This is a genomic window from Streptomyces sp. BYX5S (assembly GCF_054724165.1).
The window spans coordinates 3,565,113-3,587,253 of sequence record NZ_CM138829.1 but is presented as its reverse complement, the minus strand read 5'-3'; the positions used below and the strand labels follow the sequence as shown (position 1 = coordinate 3,587,253).

Sequence of the window (22,141 nt, the reverse complement as noted above, 5' to 3'; positions counted from 1 at the left end):
CAACTCGCCTCGCAGCACCGGGAGTTCACCCCTTGTACGCTCCCGCTTCGGACACCTCCCCCTTGCCCCTCACACCAAGATCACAGAATGCGTCCGCCATGTTCGCGCCATGAAGGAGCTTTCACGTGCCCACTCCACGGATGTCCCTGCTGGCCCTCGCCACCACCGTCGCCGCACTCGCCGTGACCACGACGGGCCCCGCGCAGGCCGCCTCCAGGGCGCTGCCCGCCGTCACGCCGCGCGCCGAGACCGCCGCCCTGCACGACGACGCGGCGGGCGGGGACGCGGACGCCGACGACCCGGCGATCTGGCGCAACCCCGCGGACCCCGGCCGCAGCCTCGTCGTCGCCACCGCCAAACAGGGCGGCCTGCGCGTCTACGACCTCGACGCACGCGAGGTGCAGTCGCTCCCGGCCCCCGCGGGCCCCACCGCCGACGACGCGCCCGGCCGGTTCAACAACGTCGACCTGGTCCGCGGCGCGGGCCTCGGCGACCTGGCGGTGACCTCGGACCGGGGCAACGACCGGCTGCGCCTGTACCGCATCGACCGCGACCGGTCCGGCGGGCCGCTCACCGACGTCACCGACCCGAAGGCGGCCCCGGTCTTCTCCGCCTCCCAGGACGAGATCAACGAGCAGCGCACGGCGTACGGCCTCGCCACCTGGACCGACCGGGCGAGCGGCCGCTCGTACGCCCTGGTCAGCCAACGCGAGCGGACCCGCCTCGCCCTCCTGGAACTCAAGGCGAACGCCGACGGCACGGTCGGCTACACCAAGGTCCGCACCCTCGACCTGCCGTCCGCCTTCCGCCTCCCGAACGGCGCCACCTGGTCGCCGTGCGGCGAGCCCGGCGAGCTGCCGCAGGTCGAGGGCATGGTGGTGGACCCGGCGACCGGCACGCTCTACGCCGGCCAGGAGGACGTCGGCATCTGGCGGCTGCGCGCCGACCTCACCGGCACCCCGAGGCTGATCGACAAGGTGAAGGAGTACGGGGTCCCCGGCACCTACGACGAGGCGAGCGAGGAGTGCGTCGCGGGCGCCGACCCGGGCTTCGGCGGCAAGCGCCTCACCGCGGACGTCGAGGGCCTGACGCTGGTCGAGGAGGAGGACGGCGACGGCCTGCTGCTCGCCTCCAGCCAGGGCGACGACACCTTCGCCGCGTACGACCGCGAGGTGTCCGACGCCAACGCCTACGAGGGCGGCTTCCGCGTCACGCCCGCCTCGGCCGGGCTCGACGGCTCCGAGGAGTGCGACGGCGCCGCCGCCCTGAACGAGCCGCTGGGCCGGCGCTACCCGGACGGCCTCCTGGTCGTGCAGGACGGCCACGACGCGCCGGGCGATCCGGACCGCCCGTCCACCAACTTCAAGTTCGTCGACCTCGGCGCGGTCACGGACGCGGTCGACGACTGACGGCCGCGGCGGGCCGCTCGTCGGACGGCCCGCCCCACGGCGCCTCCAGCGCCGCCCGCAGCGCGCCGAGCGCGTCCTCGCCGATGCGCTCGGCCAGCCGGGCCTCCAGACCGTCCAGGGCGCGGCGCGCCCGGTCGTGCGCGTGGCGCCCCTCGGCGGTGCGGCGCACCAGGCGCTGCCGGGCCGACGCGGGGTCCGGCACCTGCTCCAGGAGGCCGTCGTCGATCAGGGCGCGCACGGCCTGGTGGACGGTCTGCCGGGTGACGCCCATGCGGCGGGCCAGCTCGGAGACGGTGGTGCCGTCCGCGTCGAGCATCGCGAAGAGCTGCACCTGGGTGGGCGTTATCGGCGCCACTCCCTGCGCCTCCAGCTCCGCGAGCAGCCCGTCCTCGAACCAGCGCCGGGCGTCACCGAGGAGCTGCGGCAGATCACGTCGGGGCTCGCTCATCGCTTCTTCGTCCTCCCGGACTCCTCAGCCGCCTCGGCTGCTCCGGCACCGACCGTGCCCTTGCCCGCCGACCGTTTCACGTGTCAGGCTACCTGACACATAACGTCAGGCACCCTGACATGCTCCGGCACAGGCAAGGACGATCCGCATGACCATGGAGTTCGCGAAGCGCTATCGCAGCACTTCCCGCATACCGGCCGACCCGTCGAAGCCGTACGTCATCGAGAAGGGCGAGGGCGACCGGGCGCACCTCTTCGGCGAACTCGTCACCGTCTACGCGGGCGGCGAGCAGACCGACAACACCTTCAACTTCTTCACCGTCGAGGGCCCGAAGGGCGACATCATCCCGGCGCACGTGCACGCGGACACCCACGAGGTGTTCTACGTGACGCAGGGCGCGGTCCGGCTCTTCGCCGAGGATCCCGAGGGCGAGCAGCTGGAGCGGCTGCTCCTGCCGGGCGACTTCGGTTTCGTACCGAAGAACTGCGCGCACGCCTACCGCATGGAGCGCCACCACTCGCAGGTCGTCGGCGTCGCGGCGGGCCCCGGCGGGACGTTCGAGCGGTTCTTCGAGTCCCTGGGCACACCGGCCGAGGAGATGGGCCTGCCCGCCCAGCCGTTCGTCCCGGAGCCGCACAAGTTCGGCACCGTGCCGCACCAGTACGACGTGCGCTTCCTGCCCGACCACCAGTGGCGGACCCCGTGACACCGGGCGAGCTGCGCGCCCTCATCGCCGCCCCGCACCCCGACGCGGCGCCGCTGCCGCCCGCCGCCGAGTGCGCGGGCGGGACCCGGCTGCTGCGCGGTGTCCCGTACGCAAACGTGGAGGGCGCCCGGCCGCTGGAACTCGACCTGTGGCTGCCCGCAGGGGACGCGGCGGCGCCGCTCGTGCTGTTCGTGCACGGCGGGGCGTGGCGGCGGGGGCGCCGCGACGACCTGGGGCTGCGCACCCGGCACTGGAACCCCGGCGCGTTCGAGCAGCTCGCCGGGGCGGGCATCGCGGTGGCCTGCGTGGACTACCGGCTCAGCGGCGAGGCGACGTTCCCGGCGCCGCTGGACGACCTGCGGTCGGCGCTGCGCTGGCTGGGCCTGCGCGCCCACGAGCTGAACGTCGACCCGGCACGCACCGTCGTCTGGGGCGAGTCGGCGGGCGGCCACCTCGCCTCGCTGCTCGCGCTCACGCACGACGAGCCGCGGCTCGCGGGCGCGGTCGTCTGGTACGGCCCGGCGGATCTGACGGCGCCGCGGCCCCCGTTCGACCCGGCGGACCCGGCCACGCCCGAAGCGCTGCTGCTGGGCAGCGCACCGGCGACGGTGCCGGAACTCGCGGACTGCGCGAGCCCGTTGAAGCGGGTGCGCACGGACGCGCCGCCCTTCCTCGTGGTGCACGGCGAGGCCGACTCGATGGTGCCGTGCTCGCACGGGCGGGACCTGGCGGCGGCGCTGCGGTCGGCCCGGGTGCCCGTCGCGCTGCGGACGGTGCCCGGTGCGGACCACGGCTGGCACGGCGTACCCGACGGGGAGGTCCGGGGGATCTTCGCCGCATCCCTGGACTTCGTACGACAGCACACCTGACCACCCCTTTGCTCGACGGCTCCGACCTGGCAGATTGAGGCGCGGACACCGGACCCGAATCCGGCGTCGACTTCGTGATGTGCAGGTTCCGAGGAAGAGGTGCGTGATGAGCCCGCAGTTCGGCGACTACCAATTCGAGATCTACCTCGACGGACTGCGCGGCGTCACCCCCACGCAGCCGATGGACTTCGCCACCCTGGAGGAACGCGCGCGGGCGGCCCTCTCCCCCTCCGTCTGGTCCTACGTCGCCGGGGGCGCGGGCGACGAGTTCACGCAGCGCGCCAATGTGCGGGCGTTCGAGCGGTACGGGCTGGTGCCCCGGATGATGGTGGGTGCCACGCAGCGGGACATGTCGGTGGACCTGTTCGGGATGCGGCTCGCCTCGCCGCTGTTCATGGCGCCGGTCGGGGTGATCGGCCTGTGCGCGCAGGACGGGCACGGCGACCTGGCGACGGCGCGGGCCGCGGCGCGCACCGGGGTGCCGATGGTGGCGTCGACGCTGACGGTCGATCCGCTGGAGGACGTGGCGGCGGAGTTCGGGGAGACGCCGGGCTTCTTCCAGCTCTACACCCCCACCGACCGGGCGCTCGCCGAGAGCCTGGTCAAGCGGGCCGAGGCGGCGGGCTACAAGGGCATCGTGGTCACGCTCGACACCTGGGTCACCGGGTGGCGTCCGCGCGATCTGTCGACCTCCAACTTCCCGCAGTTGCGCGGCCACTGCCTGGCCAACTACACCTCGGACCCGCGCTTCCAGGAGCTCACCGCGGGCAAGGACCCCATGGACATCGTCGGTTCCTGGGTCGGCCTGTTCGGCAACCCGCTCACCTGGGACGACCTGCCGTGGCTGCGGTCCCTCACGGACCTGCCGCTGATCCTCAAGGGCATCTGCCACCCCGAGGACGTGCGGCGCGCCAAGGACGGCGGCGTGGACGGCATCTACTGCTCCAACCACGGCGGCCGCCAGGCCAACGGCGGCCTCCCGGCCCTCGCCGCGCTCCCCGGCGTCGTCGAGGCGGCGGACGGCCTGCCGGTCCTCTTCGACTCCGGAGTCCGCTCGGGCGCGGACGTCATCAAGGCCCTCGCCCTCGGCGCCTCGGCGGTCGGCGTAGGCCGCCCGTACGCGTACGGCCTCGCGGTCGGCGGCGAGGCCGGCCTCGTCCACGTCCTGCGCTCCCTCCTCGCGGAGGCGGACCTGATCATGGCAGTCGACGGCTACCCCTCCCTCCGGGACCTGACCCCGGACGCGTTGACACCCCTGCCGTAAACGCGTCCCACCAAGCTCTACCGGCGGTGCCATCAAGCCCTTCCGGTACTGCTGTCAAGCTTTCCGGCGCTGCTGTCAAGCCCCTCCGGTGGCGCCATCAAGCCCCTCCGGTGGCGCTATCAAGCCCCTCCGGCGATTGAGGAGCGGGGTCCGGGGCGGAGCCCCGTGGCGTGGGAGGGGGGTCAGCGCAACAGAGCTGGCACCGCGTCAACCAGCTCGGCCAACGCCGACACCACGACGTCCAAACCTCCGTGCGGCGCAACCGGCTCCTCCAGATACACATCCCTCCGCACCTCCACCATGAGCGCAAGCACCCGCCCATCACACCCATACCGCTCCAACGGCACATACGCCCCCGCGAACGGCGTATTCACCTCCACCCCACCCACCGGCGCGAACACCTCACGAGCCCGCTCGACCAACGCGCCCGGCGTATGAAACGCGTCGACCCCCAGGCACACCGGCGGCCGCACCCCGCCCCCGTGCAGCTCGTACGGCAACGCCCGGCTCGGATACGAGTGCACATCGATGATCACCGCCCGCCCGACCGCGTCCAGCCGCTCCCCCACGGCACCCGCCACCGCCCGCGCGTACGGCCGGAAGTACGTGTCGAGCAACTCCTCCTCGTCCGCCGCCGGCTCCACCCGCAACGGCTCCCGCCGCGTCGTCCGCGTATAGACCGCCCCCATCCCCACGGCCCGCATCTCCTCCCGCTCGTCGGGAAACCGCTCCGGGTCGACGACCAGCCGCGACCGCCCGTTGACGAACCGCCAGGGCGTCCGGCGCGCGGCACGCGCGGCCCGTTCCGCGACGACGTCGGTGTGCGCGTCCGTGATGAGGTCCAACTCCCCCTCCAACGCCTCCCCGTCCAGCAGCAGCCCTTCCCGCACCCGCCCCGGGATCACGCGGGACGCGTGCGGAACGTGCAGGAGCACCGGGGAGGACGGGTCGCCGGGGTGGAGCCGGAACGGCGGGGTACCGGCGCCGTCCCGCACGGAGGTGTCCGAGGTGTCCGAGGTGACCGCGTTGTCCATGCGCCCACTCTGCCACCCCCGCACGGGTGTGCCGAACCCGCCTAGATCCCCGCGTCGCAGCACCCTTCCCGGCGCATGTGCCGCCCCACCTCCAGCCAGTCGTCACCGGTGGCCTTCAGTGTCGCGGAGGTCACCGGCTCGAACGAGGCGACGAGGTCGGCCTGTTGGAAGGGGACGCCGCCGCGCAGTACCGCCGTCGTGCGGATCAGGTCGTCGAAGTCGGTGAACGGGTCGCCGTCGACGATGGTGAGGTCGGCGAGCTTGCCCTCCTCCAGGGTGCCGAGGTCGGCGTCCGCGCCGAAGACGCGCGCGGGCATGAGGGTCGCCGTGTGCAGGGCCTGCGCAGGGGTGAGTCCGGCGCGGTGCAGGGCGCGCAGCGCGAGGTGGAGGTGGAGGCCGACGGGGACGAGGGGCTGGTCGGTGCCGAGTGCGACGAGGCCGTCGGCGGCGAGGATGCGCCGATAGACGGCGAGTTCGGTGTCCAGGGTGGCGAGTTGGGCGGCCGTGGGCGGGGTTCCGGCCAGCCTCTCCACGGCGGCGGTGTCCCACGGCGGCATCAGCCGCGTGACGCGCGGGTCCTTCGCGAGGGCCGGGTCGGCGCCGATCAGCGGCTGCGCGGTGAACGGCGTCGCGATCAGGTGGAAGTCGCCGGTCCTGGAGTAGATCTCCCGGACGTCCTGCCCGGAGTGGCCCGAGGCGGTGGTCGCGTGCCCGAACTCCAGTCGCTGCGTTGCCTGGAGATGGGTCGTCAGGTCCTGGCCGACCTGGATTCCGGGGGTGCACAGGTGGCTTCCACTGCGTACGCCGAGCCGTTCGTGCGCGAAGGCGGCGGCCTCCTTCATCAGCCAACCCGGCGCCCGCACATAGGTTTTGACGAAGTCCCAGTCCAGGGCGGCGGCCCGGTCGAGGGAGCGGCGCAGACCCGCGCGGGTGCGGTGGGCGCGGCCCATGCTGTAGGCGACGCGCGGGCCGTCGAGGAGTTCCCCGGTGGCGAGGAGCCGCGGCCCGGCGAGCGCCCCCGCGTACACCGCCTCCCGGATCCGGGCCTGCTCGTAGGCGAATCCGCCGAGGGAGACGGCGGTGGTGATGCCGTAGGCGAGCTGGAGCGCGGTCTGGCGTCCGCCGTAGGTCGACTGCCAGGGGTGGGTGTGGGCGTCGAAGAGGCCCGGGATCACGGTCTGGTCGGAGGCGTCGATGTGCGTGGCGCCGCCCTTCCCGCTGCCCGCGCGGTGCGGCGTGACGGCAGTGACGCGGCCGCCCTCCACCGTGATGTCGACGTCGTCGCGGACCTCGGACCCGGCGCCGTCCCAGAAGCGGCCCGCGTGCACGACGGTGTCGGCGGGGCGCGGGCGGCGGTGGTCGAGGGGGATCCTGACCGTACGGGCGGTGCCCTTCGCCACGTCGAGGAGACGGAGCCTGCCCGCGCCGACGTAGAGGATCCGGCGGCCGTCGGCGGACCAGCTCGGGTGGTCCGCGGCCTCGTCGGTGACCTGGCGCGGCTCACCGTCCGGCGTGCCGTCGGGGCGGACGGGCAGCAGCCACAGCGCGGACTCGACGACGACGGCCATGGTGCGCCCGTCGGGCGACCAGACGGGCCCGGAGTCGTAGCGGTCGGCGATCGAGACGTGCGGAGCGACCGCGTGGACGACCGCCTCGCCGGTCTCCGCGTCGATGACGCGGATGAGGTTGTAGCCCTCGCGGAAGCGCTGGTTGAGGCGGCCTCGGTCGCACAGCGCCACGTACCTGCCGTCGGGTGACCAGCAGGGTCTGCCGGGCAGTCCGCCGCTGCCCATCGGCGCGGCGAGGACCCGTTCGGTTCCGGCGGCGAGGTCGCGCAGGACGAGGTTGCCGGACATGTCGACACAGGCGAGCCGGTCCCCGTCGGGCGAGAGCGCCGGGAACACCCGGCCGCCCTCCGCGAGCACCTCTTCCTTGCCGCTCGCCAGGTCGTGGCGGCGCACGGAGAACAGGCCCGCCCGGTCGTCGGCGTAGACGAGCGCCGTGCCGTCGGGAGTCCAGGTCGGGGCGAGGACGTAGCGTGTCGCGGGGACCTGGACGACCTTGCGCGGAGCGCGCCCGCCCGATGTGCCGCCCACCCACAGCGAGTTGAGGGCGGCGAAGGCCACCTGTTCGCCGTCGGGCGAGAGCGCGGGCAGGTGCGGGGAGCGCACCGGCCGGACTCCCCCGGCCCCGAAGTCGTAGCGCTTGACCCGGTAGCGGGGGCGGTCGACGGGCAGCCACGCGGTGAACGCGACCTCTTCGCCCTCGCCCGGCGCGGCGGGCCGCACGAGGCGGAAGCGGCCGTCGACGGTGAGCAGGAGGGTGTCGGGCCCGGTCCAGCGGGGTGGCACGGGGGCGAGGTCGCCGGGGACGTCGACCGGTTTCCCGTCGACGACGAGGGTGCAGCCGGCGGAGGGCGCGGCCGTGGTCCGCAGGTAGGCGAGGGTGCCCCTGGGTTCCGGGGCGACGGCGGGGGTCATGACCTGGGCGCCGGAGTCGTCGGTGTGCTCGACGGTGACCGGTCCTGTGCCGTCGGCGGCGACCGAGGCGACGGTGGCCGCCCGGAGCGTTCCGGCTTCGGTGACCACCGCTCGTACGAACAGCACGCGGGTGCCGTCCGCGGACCACGTCGGGTCGAAGTCCTCCCAGGCGCCGCCCTGCCCCGGCCCGTCCTGGCCGGGCCCGCCCGTGAGGCGGGTGAGGGTGCCGTCGCGGACGTCGACGGTCCAGACGCGGTACGGGGCGGCGGACTCGGGGTCGCCGCCGCGCTCGGAGGCGAAGGCGATGCGGGTGCCGTCCGGCGACCAGGCGGGGCCGCGGTCGTCCCAGGGGCCGTCGGTGAGCTGCTTCGGCGCGCCCTGCCCGTCGGCGTTCAGCAGCCAGAGGTGGAAGCCGCCGCCCTGGTGGGCGCAGACGACGAGCCGCTTGCCGTCGGGGGCGAACTGGGGCCGGGTCGGCTCCAGTTCGGGCGCGGTGAGCGCGGTCGCGGCGCCGCCCTTGCGCGGGATCGACCAGAGGATGTTCTGGATCTCGGCGACGAAGCGGTCACCGGAGGGGGCGAGGGTGGCGGCGCCGTTGGTGGCGGCGGTGAAGGAGAGCGCGGCGGGCACGGCCGCGGCCGCGGGCGCTTCGAGGAGGGCGCCAGCCCCCGCGGCGACGGCTCCGGCCGCGGCGGTGGTGGTCTGGAGGAAGCGGCGCCTGGTGAGGGCGGAACCGGCGCCGGGCGTGGTGACGGGTCTGGTGTCCATGGGGCTCCCAATGCGCGAGGGGTGTCGGAGACGTGACGGTGCGCGAGGCGGAGAGGGGACGCACAGCAACATACGTGGCACACGCAGTGAGTCAACATGGCGCGCGAGGCGTCCACCGCACCCCACCACCGCCCAGCCCTGCCGCGGCGCCCCGGAATACAGCTCCGGCCTCCCCTGTTGAGGCGGGCGAAGGAGGCAGAACAGTGGAGCAGAAGTACTACACGCAGGGGACGGCCTCGGAGCGCTGGGACCGCGCCCAGATGTTCTTCGACGCGAAGGAGTACGCGAACGCCGCCCTGATCCTCGACGGTCTCGTCGAGGAGGTCCCCGAGCAGACCGGCCCCCGTCTTCTCCTCGCCCGCTCGTACTACCACTCGGCGCAACTGCGCCGCGCCGAGACCGAGTTGCGCACCATCGTGGAGCGCGACCCGGTGGAGCACTACGCCCGTCTGATGCTCGGCCGCACGCTGGAGCGGCAGGGCCGCGACGACGAGGCGGCGCCGCACCTGAGGATGGCGGCGGCGCTGGCGGGCGACTTCCCCGAGTAGCCGTTCGTGTGCCACGGGCGTGCGCCCCGGACCCCCGTACGGGGCCGGGCGCACGCCCGTGAGCTGCGCCTCGGCTAGCCTTGCTGAACGATGAACCGCACCGATCAGCCCGCCCCGGCCCCCCGTCTCAGCACCCCCTGGGGAGACATCGACCTCACCCGCTTCCCCGCCGACCCCCGCGACCAGCTGCGCGCGTGGGACGCCGCCGACACCTACCTGCTGCGGCACCTCGCCGAGAGCGGCACGGACCTGACGGGTGCGGTGACGGTGGTGGGCGACCGCTGGGGCGCGCTGGCGACGGCCCTGACCGGGGCGCCCGGCTGCGCGCCCACCCTGATCTCCGACTCGTACCTGGGCCAGCAGGCGACGTACGCGAACCTGACGCGCAACGACCGCCGCTCCCCCGCCCTGCTCACGACGCGGGACACCCCGCCGCCGAGCATCGACGTCCTCGTGGTGCGCGTCCCGAAGAGCCTCGCCCTCCTCGAGGACCAGCTGCACCGTCTGCGCCCCGCCGTGCACGAGCACACGGTGGTGATCGGCACCGGCATGGTGAAGGAGATCCACACCTCGACGCTGAACCTGTTCGAGCGGATCCTCGGCCCGACCCGCACGTCGCTGGCGGAGAAGAAGGCCCGCCTCATCTTCACCGCGCCCGACCCGTCGCTCGCCCCGGGTCCGAACCCGTGGCCGCACAGCTATCAACTCCCGGCCGACATCGGCCCGTTGTCCGGCCGCACCGTCGTCAACCACGCGGGCGTGTTCTGCGCGGAACACCTCGACATCGGCACCCGTTTCCTCCTCCAGCACCTGCCCCGGGAGACGGAGGCGCGCACCATCGTGGACCTGGGCTGCGGCAACGGCGTGGTGGGCACGAGCGCGGCCCTGTCCCACCCGCACGCGGACGTCGTCTTCACCGACGAGTCGCACCAGGCGGTGGCATCGGCCGGGGCCACGTACGCGCTGAACGCCGCCGACCGTCCCGGCAAGGCCGACTTCCGGGTCGCGGACGGCCTCGCCGACACGGCGCCCGCGAGCGTCGACCTGATCCTCAACAACCCCCCGTTCCACAGCCATCAGGCCACCACGGACGCGACGGCGCACCGCATGTTCGCCCAGGCCCGCAAGGCCCTGCGCCCCGGCGGTGAGCTGTGGGTGGTGGGCAACCGCCACCTCGGCTACCACGTGAAGCTGCGGCGCCTGTTCGGCAACAGTCAACTCGTCGCCAGCAACGCGAAGTTCGTGATCCTGAAGGCGTCACGAAGGTGAAAGAAATCGGCTGCGGTCCGGCGCATCCGCTCACGGGGTGAGGCCCGAATACAAGGGAGAGACAGCGGGCACTACCCCGCCCGCTGATCCCCTCCGCCGCTGACGCCGGGCGCCTGCACGCCCCGGCGTCAGCGGCTCTCGCGCGTGTGGGCCCGCCCCACCCTTGTAGGAACCGGTCCCTCCGGGCCACGATGCCCGCATGAAGGGTGATCTTTTCGCGAGTGAGTACATGGTCCAGCCCGCCACCGCACCGGGCATGACCGTGCAGAACGCCAAGTCCATCCGGTATGTGATCGACGGTGAGATGGTGGCTCGGCAGGGGGCGATGGTCGCCTACCGGGGGAATCTGAAGTTCGAGCGCAAGGGGCAGGGCGTCGGCGGCATGCTCAAGCGCGCCGTCACCGGGGAGGGCCTTCCCGTGATGAAGGTGCGCGGGCAGGGCGAGGCCTGGTTCGCGCAGGAGGCGCAGAACGTGTTCGTCGTGGACATCGAGCCCGGCGACACCTTCACCGTCAACGGCCGCAACGTGCTGTGCTTCGACGCCACGCTGTCGTACGACATCAAGACCGTGAAGGGGGCGGGGATCAGCGGGGGCGGGCTGTTCAACAGCGTGTTCACCGGGCACGGCCGGCTCGGGCTGATCTGCGAGGGCAGCCCGCTCGTCCTGCCGGTGTCACCGCAGCAGCCGGTGTACGTGGACACCGACGCCGTCGTCGGATGGACGGCCGAGCTGCGCACCTCGCTGCACCGTTCGCAGTCGCTGGGCTCGATGATCCGCGGCGGGTCCGGCGAGGCGGTCCAACTGATGCTGGAGGGCGAGGGGTTCGTCGTCGTACGCCCCAGCGAGGTGACGGCGCAGAAGCCGCAGCAGCACTGACACCGCGGCGCCGACGCTCAGGGAGCGGCGCGTTCCGCGTCCTGGTGCTCCCGGACCGCGATGCGCGCCAGCTTCGTCAGCATCATTCCGTTGCGGACCGCGACGAGGTAGTCCACCGGGAGCCCGTGCATCCGTGTGCCCGGCCCCCGGAGGGCGTGCCAGTCGAGGACGAAGAGGGTGTGTCCGGCCCACGGGATGAGGTTCATCGCGACGCGGGCCGCTCCGAACGGGTCTGCCTTCGCCTCCAGTTCGAGGCGCTGCTCCGGCTCGCAGATGCGCACCGTACTGGTGTCGTCGAGGGTCAGCGGGCCGACCCCGACCCGCACCTTCAGGGCGGTGCCGACGGCGGGCCAGGCCGGGTCGACGTCGAGGATCCGCTGGGTGCCCGTGACCCATTCTCCGTAACGGTGCCCGTTCGCGAGGAGCGCCCAGACCTCGGAGGGCGAACTCAGGATCAGCCGGCGATTCCTGGCCATGGCGTCGCTCGCACTCCTCTGCGGGTACATTTCCGCCCAAATCTAACAGCGGGATTTCCGCCACGCGCGCCCTGCGGAACGGTGCCGACAGTCGCGCACGCGGGGTGGCTCCGTCAGAATGTCGGCGATGGCAGCGACCGCAGGGCTCCCTCCCGACGACGCCGCCCCCGGCGTCCGGCTCTCCTCGGCGCGCGGGCGGTGGATCCTCGCGTGCGTGGTCCTCGCCTCGGGCATGGCGATGCTCGACGGGACGGTGGTGAACGTCGCGCTCCCCACGATGGGCCGCGACCTGGACGCGTCCCTGTCCGCGCTGCAATGGGTGGTCAACGCCTACATGTTGACGCTGTCCGCGCTGCTGTTGTGGGGCGGCGCCATGGGCGACCGGATCGGGCGGCGGCGGGCACTCGTGCTGGGTGTGGCGTGGTTCGCGGTGGCGTCCGCGGCGTGCGGGCTCGCCCCGGACGAGGGCACGCTGATCGCGGCGCGGGCGTTGCAGGGGGTCGGCGGGGCCCTGCTGACCCCCGGCTCACTGGCGCTGGTCCGCTCGGTGTTCCACCCCGACGACCAGGCCAAAGCGGTGGGCGCGTGGTCGGGGCTGACCGGGGTGGCGGGGGCGCTCGGGCCGTTCCTCGGCGGGTGGCTGATCGACGGGCCGGGCTGGCGGTGGATCTTCCTGATCAACGTGCCGATCGCCGCGATCGTGCTGGTCATCGCCGTACGCCACGTGCCGGAGAGCCGGGACGCCGCGGCCGCGGACGCCCCGTTCGATCAGGCCGGAGCGGCGCTCGCCGCGGTGTGCCTGGCCGGGGTGAGCTACGCGCTCATCGGGTCCTCGGGCGACGCGCCCGCGGCGGCGACCGGCCTCGCCGCGCTCGTGGGTGTGCTCGCGGGCGTCGCCTTCGTGGCCGTGGAGCGGCGCCGGGCGGCGCCGATGCTGCCGCCGTCGCTGTTCCGCTCCCGCCTGTTCAGCGCCGCGAACGGTATGACCCTGTGCCTGTACGCGGCGATCGGCGGCATCCTGTTCATCCTGCCCGTCCAGCTCCAGGTGACCCTGGGCTACGACGCGCTGGAGGCGGGCGTGGCGACCCTGCCGGTGACCGTGCTGATGCTGCTGCTGTCGGCGCGCGCCGGCGACCTGGCGCGCCGGGTGGGTCCGACGCCGCCGCTCGTCGTGGGCCCGGCGGTCGCCGCGACTGGGGTGCTGCTCATGCTGCGGATCGGTCCGGACTCCTCGTACGCGGCCGACGTACTGCCCGCGGTCGCCGTCCTGGGCCTCGGCATGAGCCTGTTCGTGGCGCCGCTGACGACGACGGTCCTGGCGTCGGTGGCTCCGGACCACGCGGGTCTGGCCAGCGGCGTGAACAACACGGCGGCGCGCGTCGCCCAGCTCCTGGTGGTCGCGGCGCTGCCGCTCGCCGTGGGCCTGTCGGGCGACGCCTACACGCGGCCCGCCGCCGTGGACGCGGCGTTCCACCGGGCGGCGGTGGGCAGCGCCCTGCTGTTCGCCCTGGGCGCGGCCACGGCTGCCGTCTTCATCCGCCCGAAGGCCCTGCGCCCGCGCCTGGAGACCGCGCCGCGCCCGCAGTGCCGCTCCCATCTCGGCGTGTGCGCCCCGGCGTTGGAGCCGGGCGAGGAGCGGCACGGGCGGCGTCGCGAGCGGTCCCGCTGAGCGGGCGCGGGCCGGGCGGCATGCCCGGCCCGATCGGCTCGTACGTTCAGGAGCGCTTGGTCCGCAGCAGTTCCGGCAGGCCCTTGCGGGCGGAGCCGAAGCGGGAGCCGGGGCCGGGGGCGGGCTTCTTCCGGGGCGTGGGAGCGGGGGCGGCCTCGTTGTCGCGCGGGTCGTGCTTGCGGCTCGCCCAGCCCTTGTTCCACCAGTGCTCGCGGCGCGGATGCAGCGCCCTGCCGAGCTTGCGACCGAGGAGCAGGTAGCCGACGAAGGCGCCCGAGGCGTTGAGGATCACGTCGTCGATGTCGAAGGCCCGGCCGGTGACCAGCAGACCCTGGGCGACCTCGACGGTCAGCATCACGAACGCCGTCATGAGGACCACCCGGACGAAGCCCCGGGTGCGCGGGAAGAGCACCGGCAGCAGCACACCGAACGGCACACCGAGAACGATGTTCCCGCCGACCTGCTTGATCGTGTCGCGCCAGTCGGGCTGGTCGAAGTAGAGCCGGATCGAGCTGCCGGGTTCCAGGTTGGTGTGGGTCTGCGAGACGGACGCCGGCGAGGGGACGAGGGTGGCCTTCGCGAGCGCCACGGCGAACGCCACCATGCAGACGAAACCAACCACCATCACGAGAGCCCTGATCAGCTGTCGACCCCACGAGGGCCGTCGCGTGCGAGATTCGGTTTCCATGTGGCGCCGCATACCCCGGAGTTGACGCCGGACACGCCGTTCGGCCGGACCGGTTCGCCGCGGGTTCCGGGCGAGGGCCTTGACACGATCACGACCACTTGTATGGTCTAGTCCAAGTAACAGCCTTGCTGCACACGGGAGTTCACCGCGCCTGACGTCGGTCGATCTCCCGCTGCCTCCCTTCGCGCCTCTTGGCCCCACCCTCGAGAGGCCGACCCGGACGTGCGCCCCCACTTCACGCACGCCCCGGGAAGACCTGAAGTGAAGGAGTACGCATGAACGCCCGAAGGAAGACCGCTGCCCTCATCGGCGCGGCCCTCGCCCCCGTCCTCGCCGTCAGCCTTCCCGCCGGTTCGGCGAGCGCCCACGGCTACATCTCCACCCCGCCCAGCCGCCAGGCGCAGTGCGCGGCGGGCACCGTGTCCTGCGGTGACATCACCTACGAGCCGCAGAGCGTCGAGGGCCCCCAGGGGCTCACGAGCTGCAGCGGCGGCAACAGCCGGTTCGCGGAGCTCGACGACGACTCCAAGGGCTGGGTCGCCACTCCGGTCTCCCGCAGCACCACCTTCGAGTGGAAGCTGACGGCCCAGCACGCCACCAGCACCTGGCAGTACTTCGTCGGCGGCCAGGAGATCGCCGAGTTCGACGACAACGGCGCGAAGCCGGGCGCCACGGTCACCCACCAAGTGGACTTCGGTTCTCTGACCGGCCGTCAGAAGGTGCTGGCGGTATGGAACATCGCCGACACCACGAACGCGTTCTACGCCTGCATCGACGTGAACGTCGGCGGCTGAGCGAGCGCCCCGGTACCGCGGCGCGGCGGGTCTTCCCCCCACGACCGGCCACGGCCGGCCACGACCCGCCGCGCCGCACCCACGCGGGCCGCCGCACCGGACAGCGGTGGTCCGGACGTCGTCCTCGAGGTGCGCCGCGTCGCCAATGTGCTCAGACTCGGCCCTGACGACAGGGATGAGGACGACACGAGAGGCGGCACCGGCGCGTGGCCGACACACCTTCCGACGACACGACCAGCCGGGGCCGCAGGCGCATGCCGGAGACGGTCGCGGACATGCCCCGCCATGTGCGCGAGGAGCTGGCGCGCCGGCTGCGGCGCACCAAACGGGCCTACCGCAAGCAGGACGTCCAGGTCGTCGAGAAACCCCTGCTCAAGCGGGCCGTGGGCGCCTCAGCCCTGGGCAACTGCATGGAGTGGTTCGACTTCGGTGTCTACAGCTACCTCGCCGCCACCATCGGCAAGGTGTTCTTCCCGGGCGCGTCCCCGGGCGCCCAGCTGATCTCGTCCTTCGCGACCTTCGCCGCCGCGTTCGTGGTGCGTCCCCTCGGCGGCCTGGTGTTCGGGCCGCTCGGTGACCGGATCGGCCGGCAGAAGGTGCTGGCCACCACCATGATCATGATGGCGGCGGGAACGTTCTCGATCGGCCTCATCCCCAGCTACGAGACGATCGGGATCGCCGCTCCCGTCCTGCTGCTCCTCGCCCGAATGGTGCAGGGCTTCTCGACCGGTGGTGAGTACGGCGGTGCCACCACGTTCGTCGCCGAGTACTCGCCGGACCGCAGACGTGGCTTCCTCTCCAGCTGGCTCGACTTCGGCACCTTCGTCGGCTACGCCCTGGGGTCCGCGCTGGTCACCGTCCTGAACATGGCACTCACGGACGACCAGATGCTGTCCTGGGGCTGGCGCCTGCCGTTCCTGATCGCGGGACCGCTGGGTGTCATCGGCCTGTACATGCGGCTGAAGCTGGAGGAGTCCCCCGCCTTCCAGCAGCAGCTCGACGAGCACGAGAAGAACCTCGCCCAGGACTCGGTCGGCAGCGAGTTCAGAACCATCATCCGCGAGCACTGGCGCCCCCTGCTGGTGTGCGTCGGCCTGGTCCTGCTCTACAACGTCACGAACTACATGGTCACGGGCTATCTGCCGACCTACCAGACGGAGACACTGGACCGCTCCAGCGGCTCGGCGGACGTCCTCGTCCTCATCGGCATGGTGTGGATCGTCCTCCTCATCACCTTCCTCGGACGGCTCAGCGACCACATCGGCAGACGTCCGCTGTACGCGGGCGGGGCCATCGCCATGATCGTCCTGGCGATCCCCGCCTTCCTGCTCATCAAGTCGTCGGGGACCTGGCCGCCCATCTTCGGGGTGCTGCTCCTGTCCACGCTGCTCGCCTGCTTCGCCGCGCCCAGCGCCGCCACGCTGCCCGCGCTGTTCCCGACCGCGGTGCGGTACGCGGCGATGGGCATCGGCTTCAACTTCGCCGTGGCCGCCTTCGGAGGCACCACTCCCCTGGTGACGGAGGCCCTCGTGGACGCCACCGGCAACAAGCTGATCCCCGCCTACTACCTGATGGCGGCGGGGGTCATCGGCCTGGTGACCGTCAAGTTCCTCCCCGAGAGCGCGCAACTGCCCCTCAACGGCTCCCAGCCCATGGTCGGCTCCGCGGAGGAGCAGAAGGAACTCATCGACACGTCGCAGGACCTGTACCGGTACGCGAAGGCGGAGGCCCAGTCGTCGTCGGAGCCCTGAGCCCTGAGCCCTCCGTACGGTGCGCGTCGGCCCCGCGCGGGCGCGGTCAGCAGCCTCCGCAGTTGTAGAACGTCACGTCCCAGTGGTTGCCCTCGTCCGCGTAGACGTTGCCGGACGCGGCCTTGTACTGCGGGGCGCCGTCGCCGCGCAGACCGATGTACGTGAAGTGGTTCTTGACGTAGGCGGTGACGCAGGTGTTCTTGCCGAAGTCGAGCTTGTAGCCGTTCCAGTGCGAGTACGTGCCGCTCGCGTGGCCGGTCTCGGTGCCACCCGTGATGTTCAGCGCGCACCCGCTCGCCGTCTTCAGTGTCTGGGCGCCCTGGGCGGTGGCGAGGTTGAGCTGGTCGAACGACGTGCACGTGGACACGTTGCGGTCGGAGCAGCCGCCGGAGGACGACCAGGTGATGCCGACCGAGCTGAACATCGACGTGGCCGTCGCGTGCGAGATCTTCGTGGCGGCGAACGCGTCGGTGGGGGTCGCCAGCACACCGAAGCCGGGGGCGATGAGCGCGCCCGTGGTGAGGGCGAGCGCGGTGAGTGCGGAGCGAAGACGCATGGGGAGGGCCCTTCCTGCCAGTGCCTGAGTGGGGGTGTGACAGCTGTGACGCAGGTGGATCGGCCCAGATCGTGCCAGGATCTACGCGCGTACGGAAGACCCCGGGGCGGCCGGGGCCGCGGCGGCCGACCGGTGTCGTCGCCCGCCGCGGCCCTCCTGGTGCCTGTCAGGGGTAGGACACCACCGTCGACGGGACGGTGTCGCTGCCCGAGGTGGCGGCGCCGATGTCGTTGATGACGTGCTCGTACTGCCCCTTGCCGCCGAGTGACACCACGAGCAGGTCGTGGAACTTCACGCCCGGTGTGTTCGGGGCGGCGAAGCCGTGGTGCTGCACGATCGTCGGGTCGACGTTGTAGAAGCAGTACGAGCCCATGCCCCAGCCCTCGTGGCTGGTCACGGAGTCGGCGACCTTGTAGGCGGCGAAGCCCTTCAGGTCGCCGTTCTGGATGGCTGCCTGGTTCGGGGCGTCGTAGGCCTTCTCGTTCTGGAAGAAGATGGTGCGGCCGCGCTCGCCGTTCCACTGCACGTCGTACTTGTTGAAGTGCTCGACGAACAGACCGGTCATCAGCACGTCGTCGCCGTTGACGACGACGCCGTAGTCGGCCCGGTTGGTGTCCCAGCCCACGCCTTCGCCGTGGTCGGCGCGCCACACCCAGGTGTGGTCGACGATGGTGTGCCGGGCGTTGACGACCAGGCTGGTGGTGGCCTTGCCGGCGCCGGCGCCACCGATCCGGACGAACACGTCCTGGACGGTGATCGGGTCGGCGGAGTGGTCCGCGGAGGCGCCCTGCGGGCCGATCTCGATCAGGGTGGCGGAGTTGACGGTTCCCGCGTCGACGAGGAACCCGGCGAGCCGCACCCCGTCCACGTCGGCGACCTTCACCGCGGTCGCGCCGCCGTCGGGGACGAGGGTGGCGTAGCCGAGGCCGAGGACGACGGTGCCCGCGCGGTCCACCTGGATGGGGGCGTCCACGTGGTAAACGCCGGGTGTGAGCAGGAGGTTGAGGCCCTGGGCGAGGGCGGCGTTGAGGGTGGCGGCGCTGTCGCCGGGCTTCGCCACGTAGAACTGATCGAGCGGGAGCGAGGTGCCGCGCGGTGTGCCGCTGCCCCAGGTCGTGCCGCGTGCGTTGGTCCGCTTCTCCGGCAGGAACACCTTGTAGTCCTCGCCGTCCAGGTACAGGAACGGCTTCTCGCGGGAGACCGGGGTGGTGTCGAGGGTGGTGTACGGCGGGTTCGGGAATCCCTGCCCGGGTGCGCCCTCGACGCCCGAGAACACCATGTTCCAGACGCCGTTGAGCCATCCGCCCACCGACGAGTCGCGGGTGTACCACTGCTGCTGCGAGTACGGTCCGACGCTGCCGTCGATGCGGCTGTCGGCGATGTAGCCGCCGCTGGCCCAGCCGTAGCCGTCGGGCGAGAGGTTGAGGCCGCCGCGTACGTGCATGCGGCGGAACGGGGCGGCCTGGGCGACCGCCCACCGGTTCGTCCCGTTCACCGGCACCAGCGCGAGGTTCTCGGCCGAACGCCAGAAGTTCTGCGTGGCGTTGCCGTCGAACCAGCCGGCGTCGACGGTCACGTCGCCGTTGATGACGGTGTCGTCGGGGGACAGTCCGAGCCCGGATATCGAGGTGTAGAAACCGAGTTGGGCATTGAGCCCGTTGTAGGTGCCGGGCTTGAACAGCAGTTGGTAGCGGCCGCCACCGAACTGCGCGGACTCCTGCTGCTGGAAGATATCGTCGAGCTTGGCCTGGATGCCGGGCGTGGCCGGGTCGAACACGATCACGTTGGGACCGAGGTCACCACCGGCGGCGAGGGTCTTGCGGCGGGCGGACGCGGCTGCGGGCACGGCCGGGGCGGGCGCCGCCCCGAGGGCGGGGATCGCGGCGCCGACGGCGGCCGCGCCGAGGACTCTGCGGCGCGACAAGGACGGGGACGAAGGCAGGGGGAAGCGAGTCACGGCGGCTCTCCTGGTTCATGAAATGAACGAGTGGGGGTGGTGGGAGCGCTCTCTGACGACGCATGTTTCAGGGTGGTGAACGCTGCGTCAAGGGGTGCCACCGTACTTAGTTCACGAAGTGACGGAAGCCGGGGTGACCGGAAACCGCTCACCGACCGCCCGGAGCTGCGACACGAGCAGCGATCCGTGACGTTCCACGCCTGGTGGGCCGGAGCGGGGCCCTGGATGCTGGAGGCGGAAGCCAGCCCGCGATCCGCAGAGGAGTCGTTCGTGAGGTTCGGATCGGCGAAGCAGCCTGCCGTCGTCGCCGTCATCGGAGTGGGCATCCTGGGAGCCGGCGTGGGCTGGAATCTCTCCCGGCGCGGCTCCAAGGTGGTCCTCATCGACGCGGGTCGGCCGGGCGAGGGCGTCACCAACTGGTCGTTCTCCTGGGCCAACGCCAGCAACAAGACCGCGCGCAAGTCCTACTTCGACCTGAACGTCGCGGGCCTGGCCGCCCACCGGGAGCTGGCCTCGACCATCGGACCGGGCTCGTGGTGGCACCCCACCGGCCACCTGCGCTGGGCGGACGATCCCGCGGCGGAGGCGACGCTCCTGAAGACCGCCGACCTGCTGGCCGACTGGGGCTATCGGACCGAGCTGCGCACGGGGGCCGAGGTGCGCCGCCGCCTCGAACCCGCCCTCGCGGTGCCCGACGAGGCTCCCGTCGTCTTCCACCCCGACGAAGCCTGGGTGCACGGACGTCATCTCGTCGGCCGTCTCGTCAGCGAGGCCGTCGCGTCCGGCGCCGAACTCCGAACCGGCGCGGAGGTCTGCGGCATCGACGCCGATTCCACCGGTGCCCTCCGTGCGGTCACGCTGTCCGACGGAAGCCACCTGGACGTCGACGTCGTCGTGAACGCGGCAGGCCCCCAGGCCTCCCACATCGCCGGGCTCGTCGCACGGCACTTGCCCATGCGCCGCGAACCCGGCGTCGTGACCCGACTCGCCTGCGCTCGGGTCCCGGTCCACCGGGCCATGCACGCGCCACACATCGAGATCCGCCCCGACGGAGACGGTTCAGTGGTGCTCCACAGCCGCGAGATCGACGCGCTCATCGGCACCGGCGAGGATCCGGCGGAACTCGGCCGGCTGCTCCACGAACTCGCACGGGACGCCGTCCCCGCACTCGGCACCTCCCGCGTCACACGGACACGGACGGCCGACCGCCCCATCCCGGCCGACGGATTCCCCTCGGTGGGAGCGGTGCCGTCCGTGCCCGGCTACTACGAGGCCGTTTCCCACAGCGGCATCACCCTCGGCCCGCTCATCGGCCGACTGCTCGCGTCGGAGATCCTCAGCGGCGGGCGGGACGAACTGCTCACGGATTTCCGCCCCGAGCGGTTCCCCGACCGCTGTTGACCTACGATTGCCACCCCGCCTTCGCTGCGGCCCGGCCGATGAGAGCCGTACCGAAGTCCGGATCGGACATCGGATCCGGCTCACCGCTGTCCGTACGGGACGGGCCACGGTGACCAAAGCTGCCTTTAGCGAATTCGCCGCCCAGACTCAGGGTGATGCCGTGCGCGGGGTCTCCACTGTCCGTGACGGTCACTCGGTGGTGCCGCAGACCGACGCTGAACTTCTTCGTCTGCGGGTCGCAGGTGGCTTTCCACAGGTAGACCCTGTCCTGCCCGCCTTCGCCGAGCACCCGCTGCCAGCGCGAATCAGTGAGTTCGGGTACGACGTCCAGGCGTGACTGGCTGACCTCGATGCGGTACGGGGCCCGAGTGGCGGCAAGTTCCGCGCGCGCGTGCCAGATCAGCTCTTCGCCCGCGGAACCGCCTCCTCCGGCCGTCGCGGCACCCCCTCCTGTGGCGAGCGTCGAGGGCTGCGCCGACGGCGCTGCGGCGGGCACGGGAAGACGGTCCGCGATGTCGCACAGGAACTGGATCACGGCCTCAATTTTGTCGGGAGACTGCTCGCCCTTCTCCCATGCCATGACCTCGTTGCCGATGAACCGCAGCCCGAATTCCTTACTGCGCGGGTCGGCCACCAGGAATTCCGCCAGCGCGCCCTGCAGGGCAGCGACAGCGGCACTTGCCTGCAGCCCGCGGACCGTGAACTGCTCGTCGAACTCGGGGTGTCCGATACGCAGATCGTCGGGGCCGCCGAAGGTGCGCGAGACGCGGTTCGTACGGCGCACGGAAAAATCGCCGACCACGTACGGGAGTTGAAGAGCCCACAGAGCGAGCACGATCGACTTGCCAGTGTTGTCGTCGCCGGCACCAGGTGACGACACTCGGGGCACAGTGGCCTCGAAGGAACAGGCGGAACGGCCACGGTAGAGGCCGTGGCAGTAGTCGGAGGCAAGCGATTCCGGAGCCCCGTCGGACGTGAAGGGCTCGTCACGCATCAGTCTGGCGACTTCCCCGTTCCGGGGGCGCTCGATGAGCTGCCAGCCGAGCCGCTTCGTGAACGCGTGGTACTTGCCCAGCTCGCTGCGTCGCTTCCGGCGCCGCCAGAGCGAGGAGACGATGACGAGCAGCACGACGATGGTCGCGGTGACGATGAACTCCTGCACACCTTCGGACATGAC

19 protein-coding genes are annotated in these 22,141 nt (G+C 72.1%); 11 read left to right on the top strand and 8 right to left on the bottom strand.

The genetic code is table 11. The features are described 5' to 3' along the window. The first annotated feature begins 140 nt into the window (after positions 1–140). On the top strand, positions 141–1,409 hold the full coding sequence (locus ACYBSK_RS16285) for a phytase (protein WP_460247040.1): 1,269 nt from the start codon (positions 141–143) through the stop codon (positions 1,407–1,409). On the opposite strand, the gene ACYBSK_RS16280 is transcribed toward ACYBSK_RS16285, so the two are convergent. After that, positions 1,387–1,857 carry a MarR family winged helix-turn-helix transcriptional regulator gene (locus ACYBSK_RS16280; RefSeq protein ID WP_460246597.1) on the bottom strand — a complete coding sequence of 157 codons (471 nt, stop codon included), beginning with the start codon at positions 1,855–1,857 and terminating at the stop codon, positions 1,387–1,389. The genes ACYBSK_RS16285 and ACYBSK_RS16280 overlap by 23 nt on opposite strands. A gap of 148 nt (positions 1,858–2,005) precedes the next feature. Between ACYBSK_RS16280 and ACYBSK_RS16275 the strand changes: the two genes are divergently transcribed. The 3 genes from ACYBSK_RS16275 to ACYBSK_RS16265 all read left to right on the top strand — a co-directional run bounded on the left by ACYBSK_RS16275 (position 2,006) and on the right by ACYBSK_RS16265 (position 4,696). After that, on the top strand, positions 2,006–2,563 hold the full coding sequence (locus tag ACYBSK_RS16275) for a quercetin 2,3-dioxygenase (RefSeq protein ID WP_460246596.1): 558 nt from the start codon (positions 2,006–2,008) through the stop codon (positions 2,561–2,563). Further along, the gene (locus tag ACYBSK_RS16270) at positions 2,560–3,432 is read left to right on the top strand and encodes an alpha/beta hydrolase fold domain-containing protein (protein ID WP_460246595.1); all 873 of its coding nucleotides are present in this window, start codon (positions 2,560–2,562) and stop codon (positions 3,430–3,432) included. Before ACYBSK_RS16275 ends, ACYBSK_RS16270 begins: the two co-directional genes overlap by 4 nt. A gap of 106 nt (positions 3,433–3,538) precedes the next feature. Then, positions 3,539–4,696, top strand: a complete 1,158-nt coding sequence (locus tag ACYBSK_RS16265) for an alpha-hydroxy-acid oxidizing protein (protein WP_460246594.1) — start codon at positions 3,539–3,541, stop codon at positions 4,694–4,696. A gap of 182 nt (positions 4,697–4,878) precedes the next feature. Here the strand turns inward: ACYBSK_RS16265 and ACYBSK_RS16260 are convergent, their stop codons facing one another. Together ACYBSK_RS16260 and ACYBSK_RS16255 are read right to left on the bottom strand one after the other, a co-directional pair. After that, positions 4,879–5,730, bottom strand: coding sequence for an N-formylglutamate amidohydrolase (locus tag ACYBSK_RS16260; protein WP_460246593.1), 852 nt, complete (start codon positions 5,728–5,730; stop codon positions 4,879–4,881). Between the two features lie 41 nt (positions 5,731–5,771). Then, positions 5,772–8,978 carry an amidohydrolase family protein gene (locus ACYBSK_RS16255; RefSeq protein ID WP_460246592.1) on the bottom strand — a complete coding sequence of 1,069 codons (3,207 nt, stop codon included), beginning with the start codon at positions 8,976–8,978 and terminating at the stop codon, positions 5,772–5,774. 203 nt (positions 8,979–9,181) lie between these two features. Between ACYBSK_RS16255 and ACYBSK_RS16250 the strand changes: the two genes are divergently transcribed. The 3 genes from ACYBSK_RS16250 (at position 9,182) to ACYBSK_RS16240 (ending at position 11,672) form a co-directional block, all read left to right on the top strand. Continuing rightward, entirely contained in the window at positions 9,182–9,526 is a 345-nt protein-coding gene (locus ACYBSK_RS16250; RefSeq protein ID WP_460246591.1) for a tetratricopeptide repeat protein, read from the top strand. 90 nt (positions 9,527–9,616) lie between these two features. Then, on the top strand, positions 9,617–10,795 hold the full coding sequence (locus ACYBSK_RS16245; RefSeq protein ID WP_460246590.1) for a methyltransferase: 1,179 nt from the start codon (positions 9,617–9,619) through the stop codon (positions 10,793–10,795). A 199-nt stretch (positions 10,796–10,994) separates the two neighbouring features. Continuing rightward, on the top strand, positions 10,995–11,672 hold the full coding sequence (locus tag ACYBSK_RS16240) for an AIM24 family protein (protein ID WP_460246589.1): 678 nt from the start codon (positions 10,995–10,997) through the stop codon (positions 11,670–11,672). Between the two features lie 17 nt (positions 11,673–11,689). Here the strand turns inward: ACYBSK_RS16240 and ACYBSK_RS16235 are convergent, their stop codons facing one another. Beyond that, positions 11,690–12,148, bottom strand: coding sequence for an SRPBCC family protein (locus ACYBSK_RS16235; RefSeq protein ID WP_457477801.1), 459 nt, complete (start codon positions 12,146–12,148; stop codon positions 11,690–11,692). A gap of 127 nt (positions 12,149–12,275) precedes the next feature. Here ACYBSK_RS16235 and ACYBSK_RS16230 point away from each other — a divergent pair, with 127 nt between their 5' ends. After that, positions 12,276–13,817: an MFS transporter gene (locus tag ACYBSK_RS16230; RefSeq protein ID WP_460246588.1), complete on the top strand. Its 1,542-nt coding sequence runs from the start codon at positions 12,276–12,278 to the stop codon at positions 13,815–13,817. A 46-nt stretch (positions 13,818–13,863) separates the two neighbouring features. Here the strand turns inward: ACYBSK_RS16230 and ACYBSK_RS16225 are convergent, their stop codons facing one another. Further along, entirely contained in the window at positions 13,864–14,442 is a 579-nt protein-coding gene (locus ACYBSK_RS16225; RefSeq protein ID WP_460246587.1) for a VanZ family protein, read from the bottom strand. Positions 14,443–14,780: 338 nt separating this feature from the next. Here ACYBSK_RS16225 and ACYBSK_RS16220 point away from each other — a divergent pair, with 338 nt between their 5' ends. Continuing rightward, the gene (locus ACYBSK_RS16220; protein WP_457477798.1) at positions 14,781–15,299 is read left to right on the top strand and encodes a lytic polysaccharide monooxygenase auxiliary activity family 9 protein; all 519 of its coding nucleotides are present in this window, start codon (positions 14,781–14,783) and stop codon (positions 15,297–15,299) included. A 254-nt stretch (positions 15,300–15,553) separates the two neighbouring features. Next, entirely contained in the window at positions 15,554–17,050 is a 1,497-nt protein-coding gene (gene proP / locus ACYBSK_RS16215) for a glycine betaine/L-proline transporter ProP (protein WP_460247039.1), read from the top strand. 46 nt (positions 17,051–17,096) lie between these two features. Here the strand turns inward: proP and ACYBSK_RS16210 are convergent, their stop codons facing one another. Both ACYBSK_RS16210 and ACYBSK_RS16205 read right to left on the bottom strand, forming a co-directional pair. Then, positions 17,097–17,606: a hypothetical protein gene (locus ACYBSK_RS16210; RefSeq protein WP_457477797.1), complete on the bottom strand. Its 510-nt coding sequence runs from the start codon at positions 17,604–17,606 to the stop codon at positions 17,097–17,099. 166 nt (positions 17,607–17,772) lie between these two features. Next, the gene (locus ACYBSK_RS16205; protein WP_460246586.1) at positions 17,773–19,563 is read right to left on the bottom strand and encodes a coagulation factor 5/8 type domain-containing protein; all 1,791 of its coding nucleotides are present in this window, start codon (positions 19,561–19,563) and stop codon (positions 17,773–17,775) included. A 270-nt stretch (positions 19,564–19,833) separates the two neighbouring features. On the opposite strand from ACYBSK_RS16205, the gene ACYBSK_RS16200 reads away from it, so the two are divergent. Then, positions 19,834–20,964 carry an NAD(P)/FAD-dependent oxidoreductase gene (locus ACYBSK_RS16200; protein WP_460246585.1) on the top strand — a complete coding sequence of 377 codons (1,131 nt, stop codon included), beginning with the start codon at positions 19,834–19,836 and terminating at the stop codon, positions 20,962–20,964. Position 20,965: 1 nt separating this feature from the next. On the opposite strand, the gene ACYBSK_RS16195 is transcribed toward ACYBSK_RS16200, so the two are convergent. Beyond that, positions 20,966–22,138 carry a hypothetical protein gene (locus ACYBSK_RS16195; protein ID WP_460246584.1) on the bottom strand — a complete coding sequence of 391 codons (1,173 nt, stop codon included), beginning with the start codon at positions 22,136–22,138 and terminating at the stop codon, positions 20,966–20,968. Between the last annotated feature and the right edge of the window lie 3 nt (positions 22,139–22,141).

What these genes read in the sequence shown, in the direction of transcription:
- ACYBSK_RS16240 (WP_460246589.1), top strand. Translation starts at nt 10,995, where the DNA reads ATGAAGGGTGATCTTTTCGCGAGTGAGTACATGGTCCAGCCCGCCACC.
- ACYBSK_RS16275 (WP_460246596.1), top strand. Translation starts at nt 2,006, where the DNA reads ATGACCATGGAGTTCGCGAAGCGCTATCGCAGCACTTCCCGCATACCG.
- ACYBSK_RS16280 (WP_460246597.1), bottom strand. Translation starts at nt 1,857, where the DNA reads ATGAGCGAGCCCCGACGTGATCTGCCGCAGCTCCTCGGTGACGCCCGG.
- ACYBSK_RS16235 (WP_457477801.1), bottom strand. Translation starts at nt 12,148, where the DNA reads ATGGCCAGGAATCGCCGGCTGATCCTGAGTTCGCCCTCCGAGGTCTGG.
- ACYBSK_RS16225 (WP_460246587.1), bottom strand. Translation starts at nt 14,442, where the DNA reads ATGGTGGTTGGTTTCGTCTGCATGGTGGCGTTCGCCGTGGCGCTCGCG.
- ACYBSK_RS16195 (WP_460246584.1), bottom strand. Translation starts at nt 22,138, where the DNA reads ATGTCCGAAGGTGTGCAGGAGTTCATCGTCACCGCGACCATCGTCGTG.
- proP (WP_460247039.1), top strand. Translation starts at nt 15,554, where the DNA reads ATGCCGGAGACGGTCGCGGACATGCCCCGCCATGTGCGCGAGGAGCTG.
- ACYBSK_RS16265 (WP_460246594.1), top strand. Translation starts at nt 3,539, where the DNA reads ATGAGCCCGCAGTTCGGCGACTACCAATTCGAGATCTACCTCGACGGA.
- ACYBSK_RS16285 (WP_460247040.1), top strand. Translation starts at nt 141, where the DNA reads ATGTCCCTGCTGGCCCTCGCCACCACCGTCGCCGCACTCGCCGTGACC.
- ACYBSK_RS16230 (WP_460246588.1), top strand. Translation starts at nt 12,276, where the DNA reads ATGGCAGCGACCGCAGGGCTCCCTCCCGACGACGCCGCCCCCGGCGTC.
- ACYBSK_RS16255 (WP_460246592.1), bottom strand. Translation starts at nt 8,978, where the DNA reads ATGGACACCAGACCCGTCACCACGCCCGGCGCCGGTTCCGCCCTCACC.
- ACYBSK_RS16260 (WP_460246593.1), bottom strand. Translation starts at nt 5,730, where the DNA reads ATGGACAACGCGGTCACCTCGGACACCTCGGACACCTCCGTGCGGGAC.
- ACYBSK_RS16220 (WP_457477798.1), top strand. Translation starts at nt 14,781, where the DNA reads ATGAACGCCCGAAGGAAGACCGCTGCCCTCATCGGCGCGGCCCTCGCC.
- ACYBSK_RS16245 (WP_460246590.1), top strand. Translation starts at nt 9,617, where the DNA reads ATGAACCGCACCGATCAGCCCGCCCCGGCCCCCCGTCTCAGCACCCCC.
- ACYBSK_RS16210 (WP_457477797.1), bottom strand. Translation starts at nt 17,606, where the DNA reads ATGCGTCTTCGCTCCGCACTCACCGCGCTCGCCCTCACCACGGGCGCG.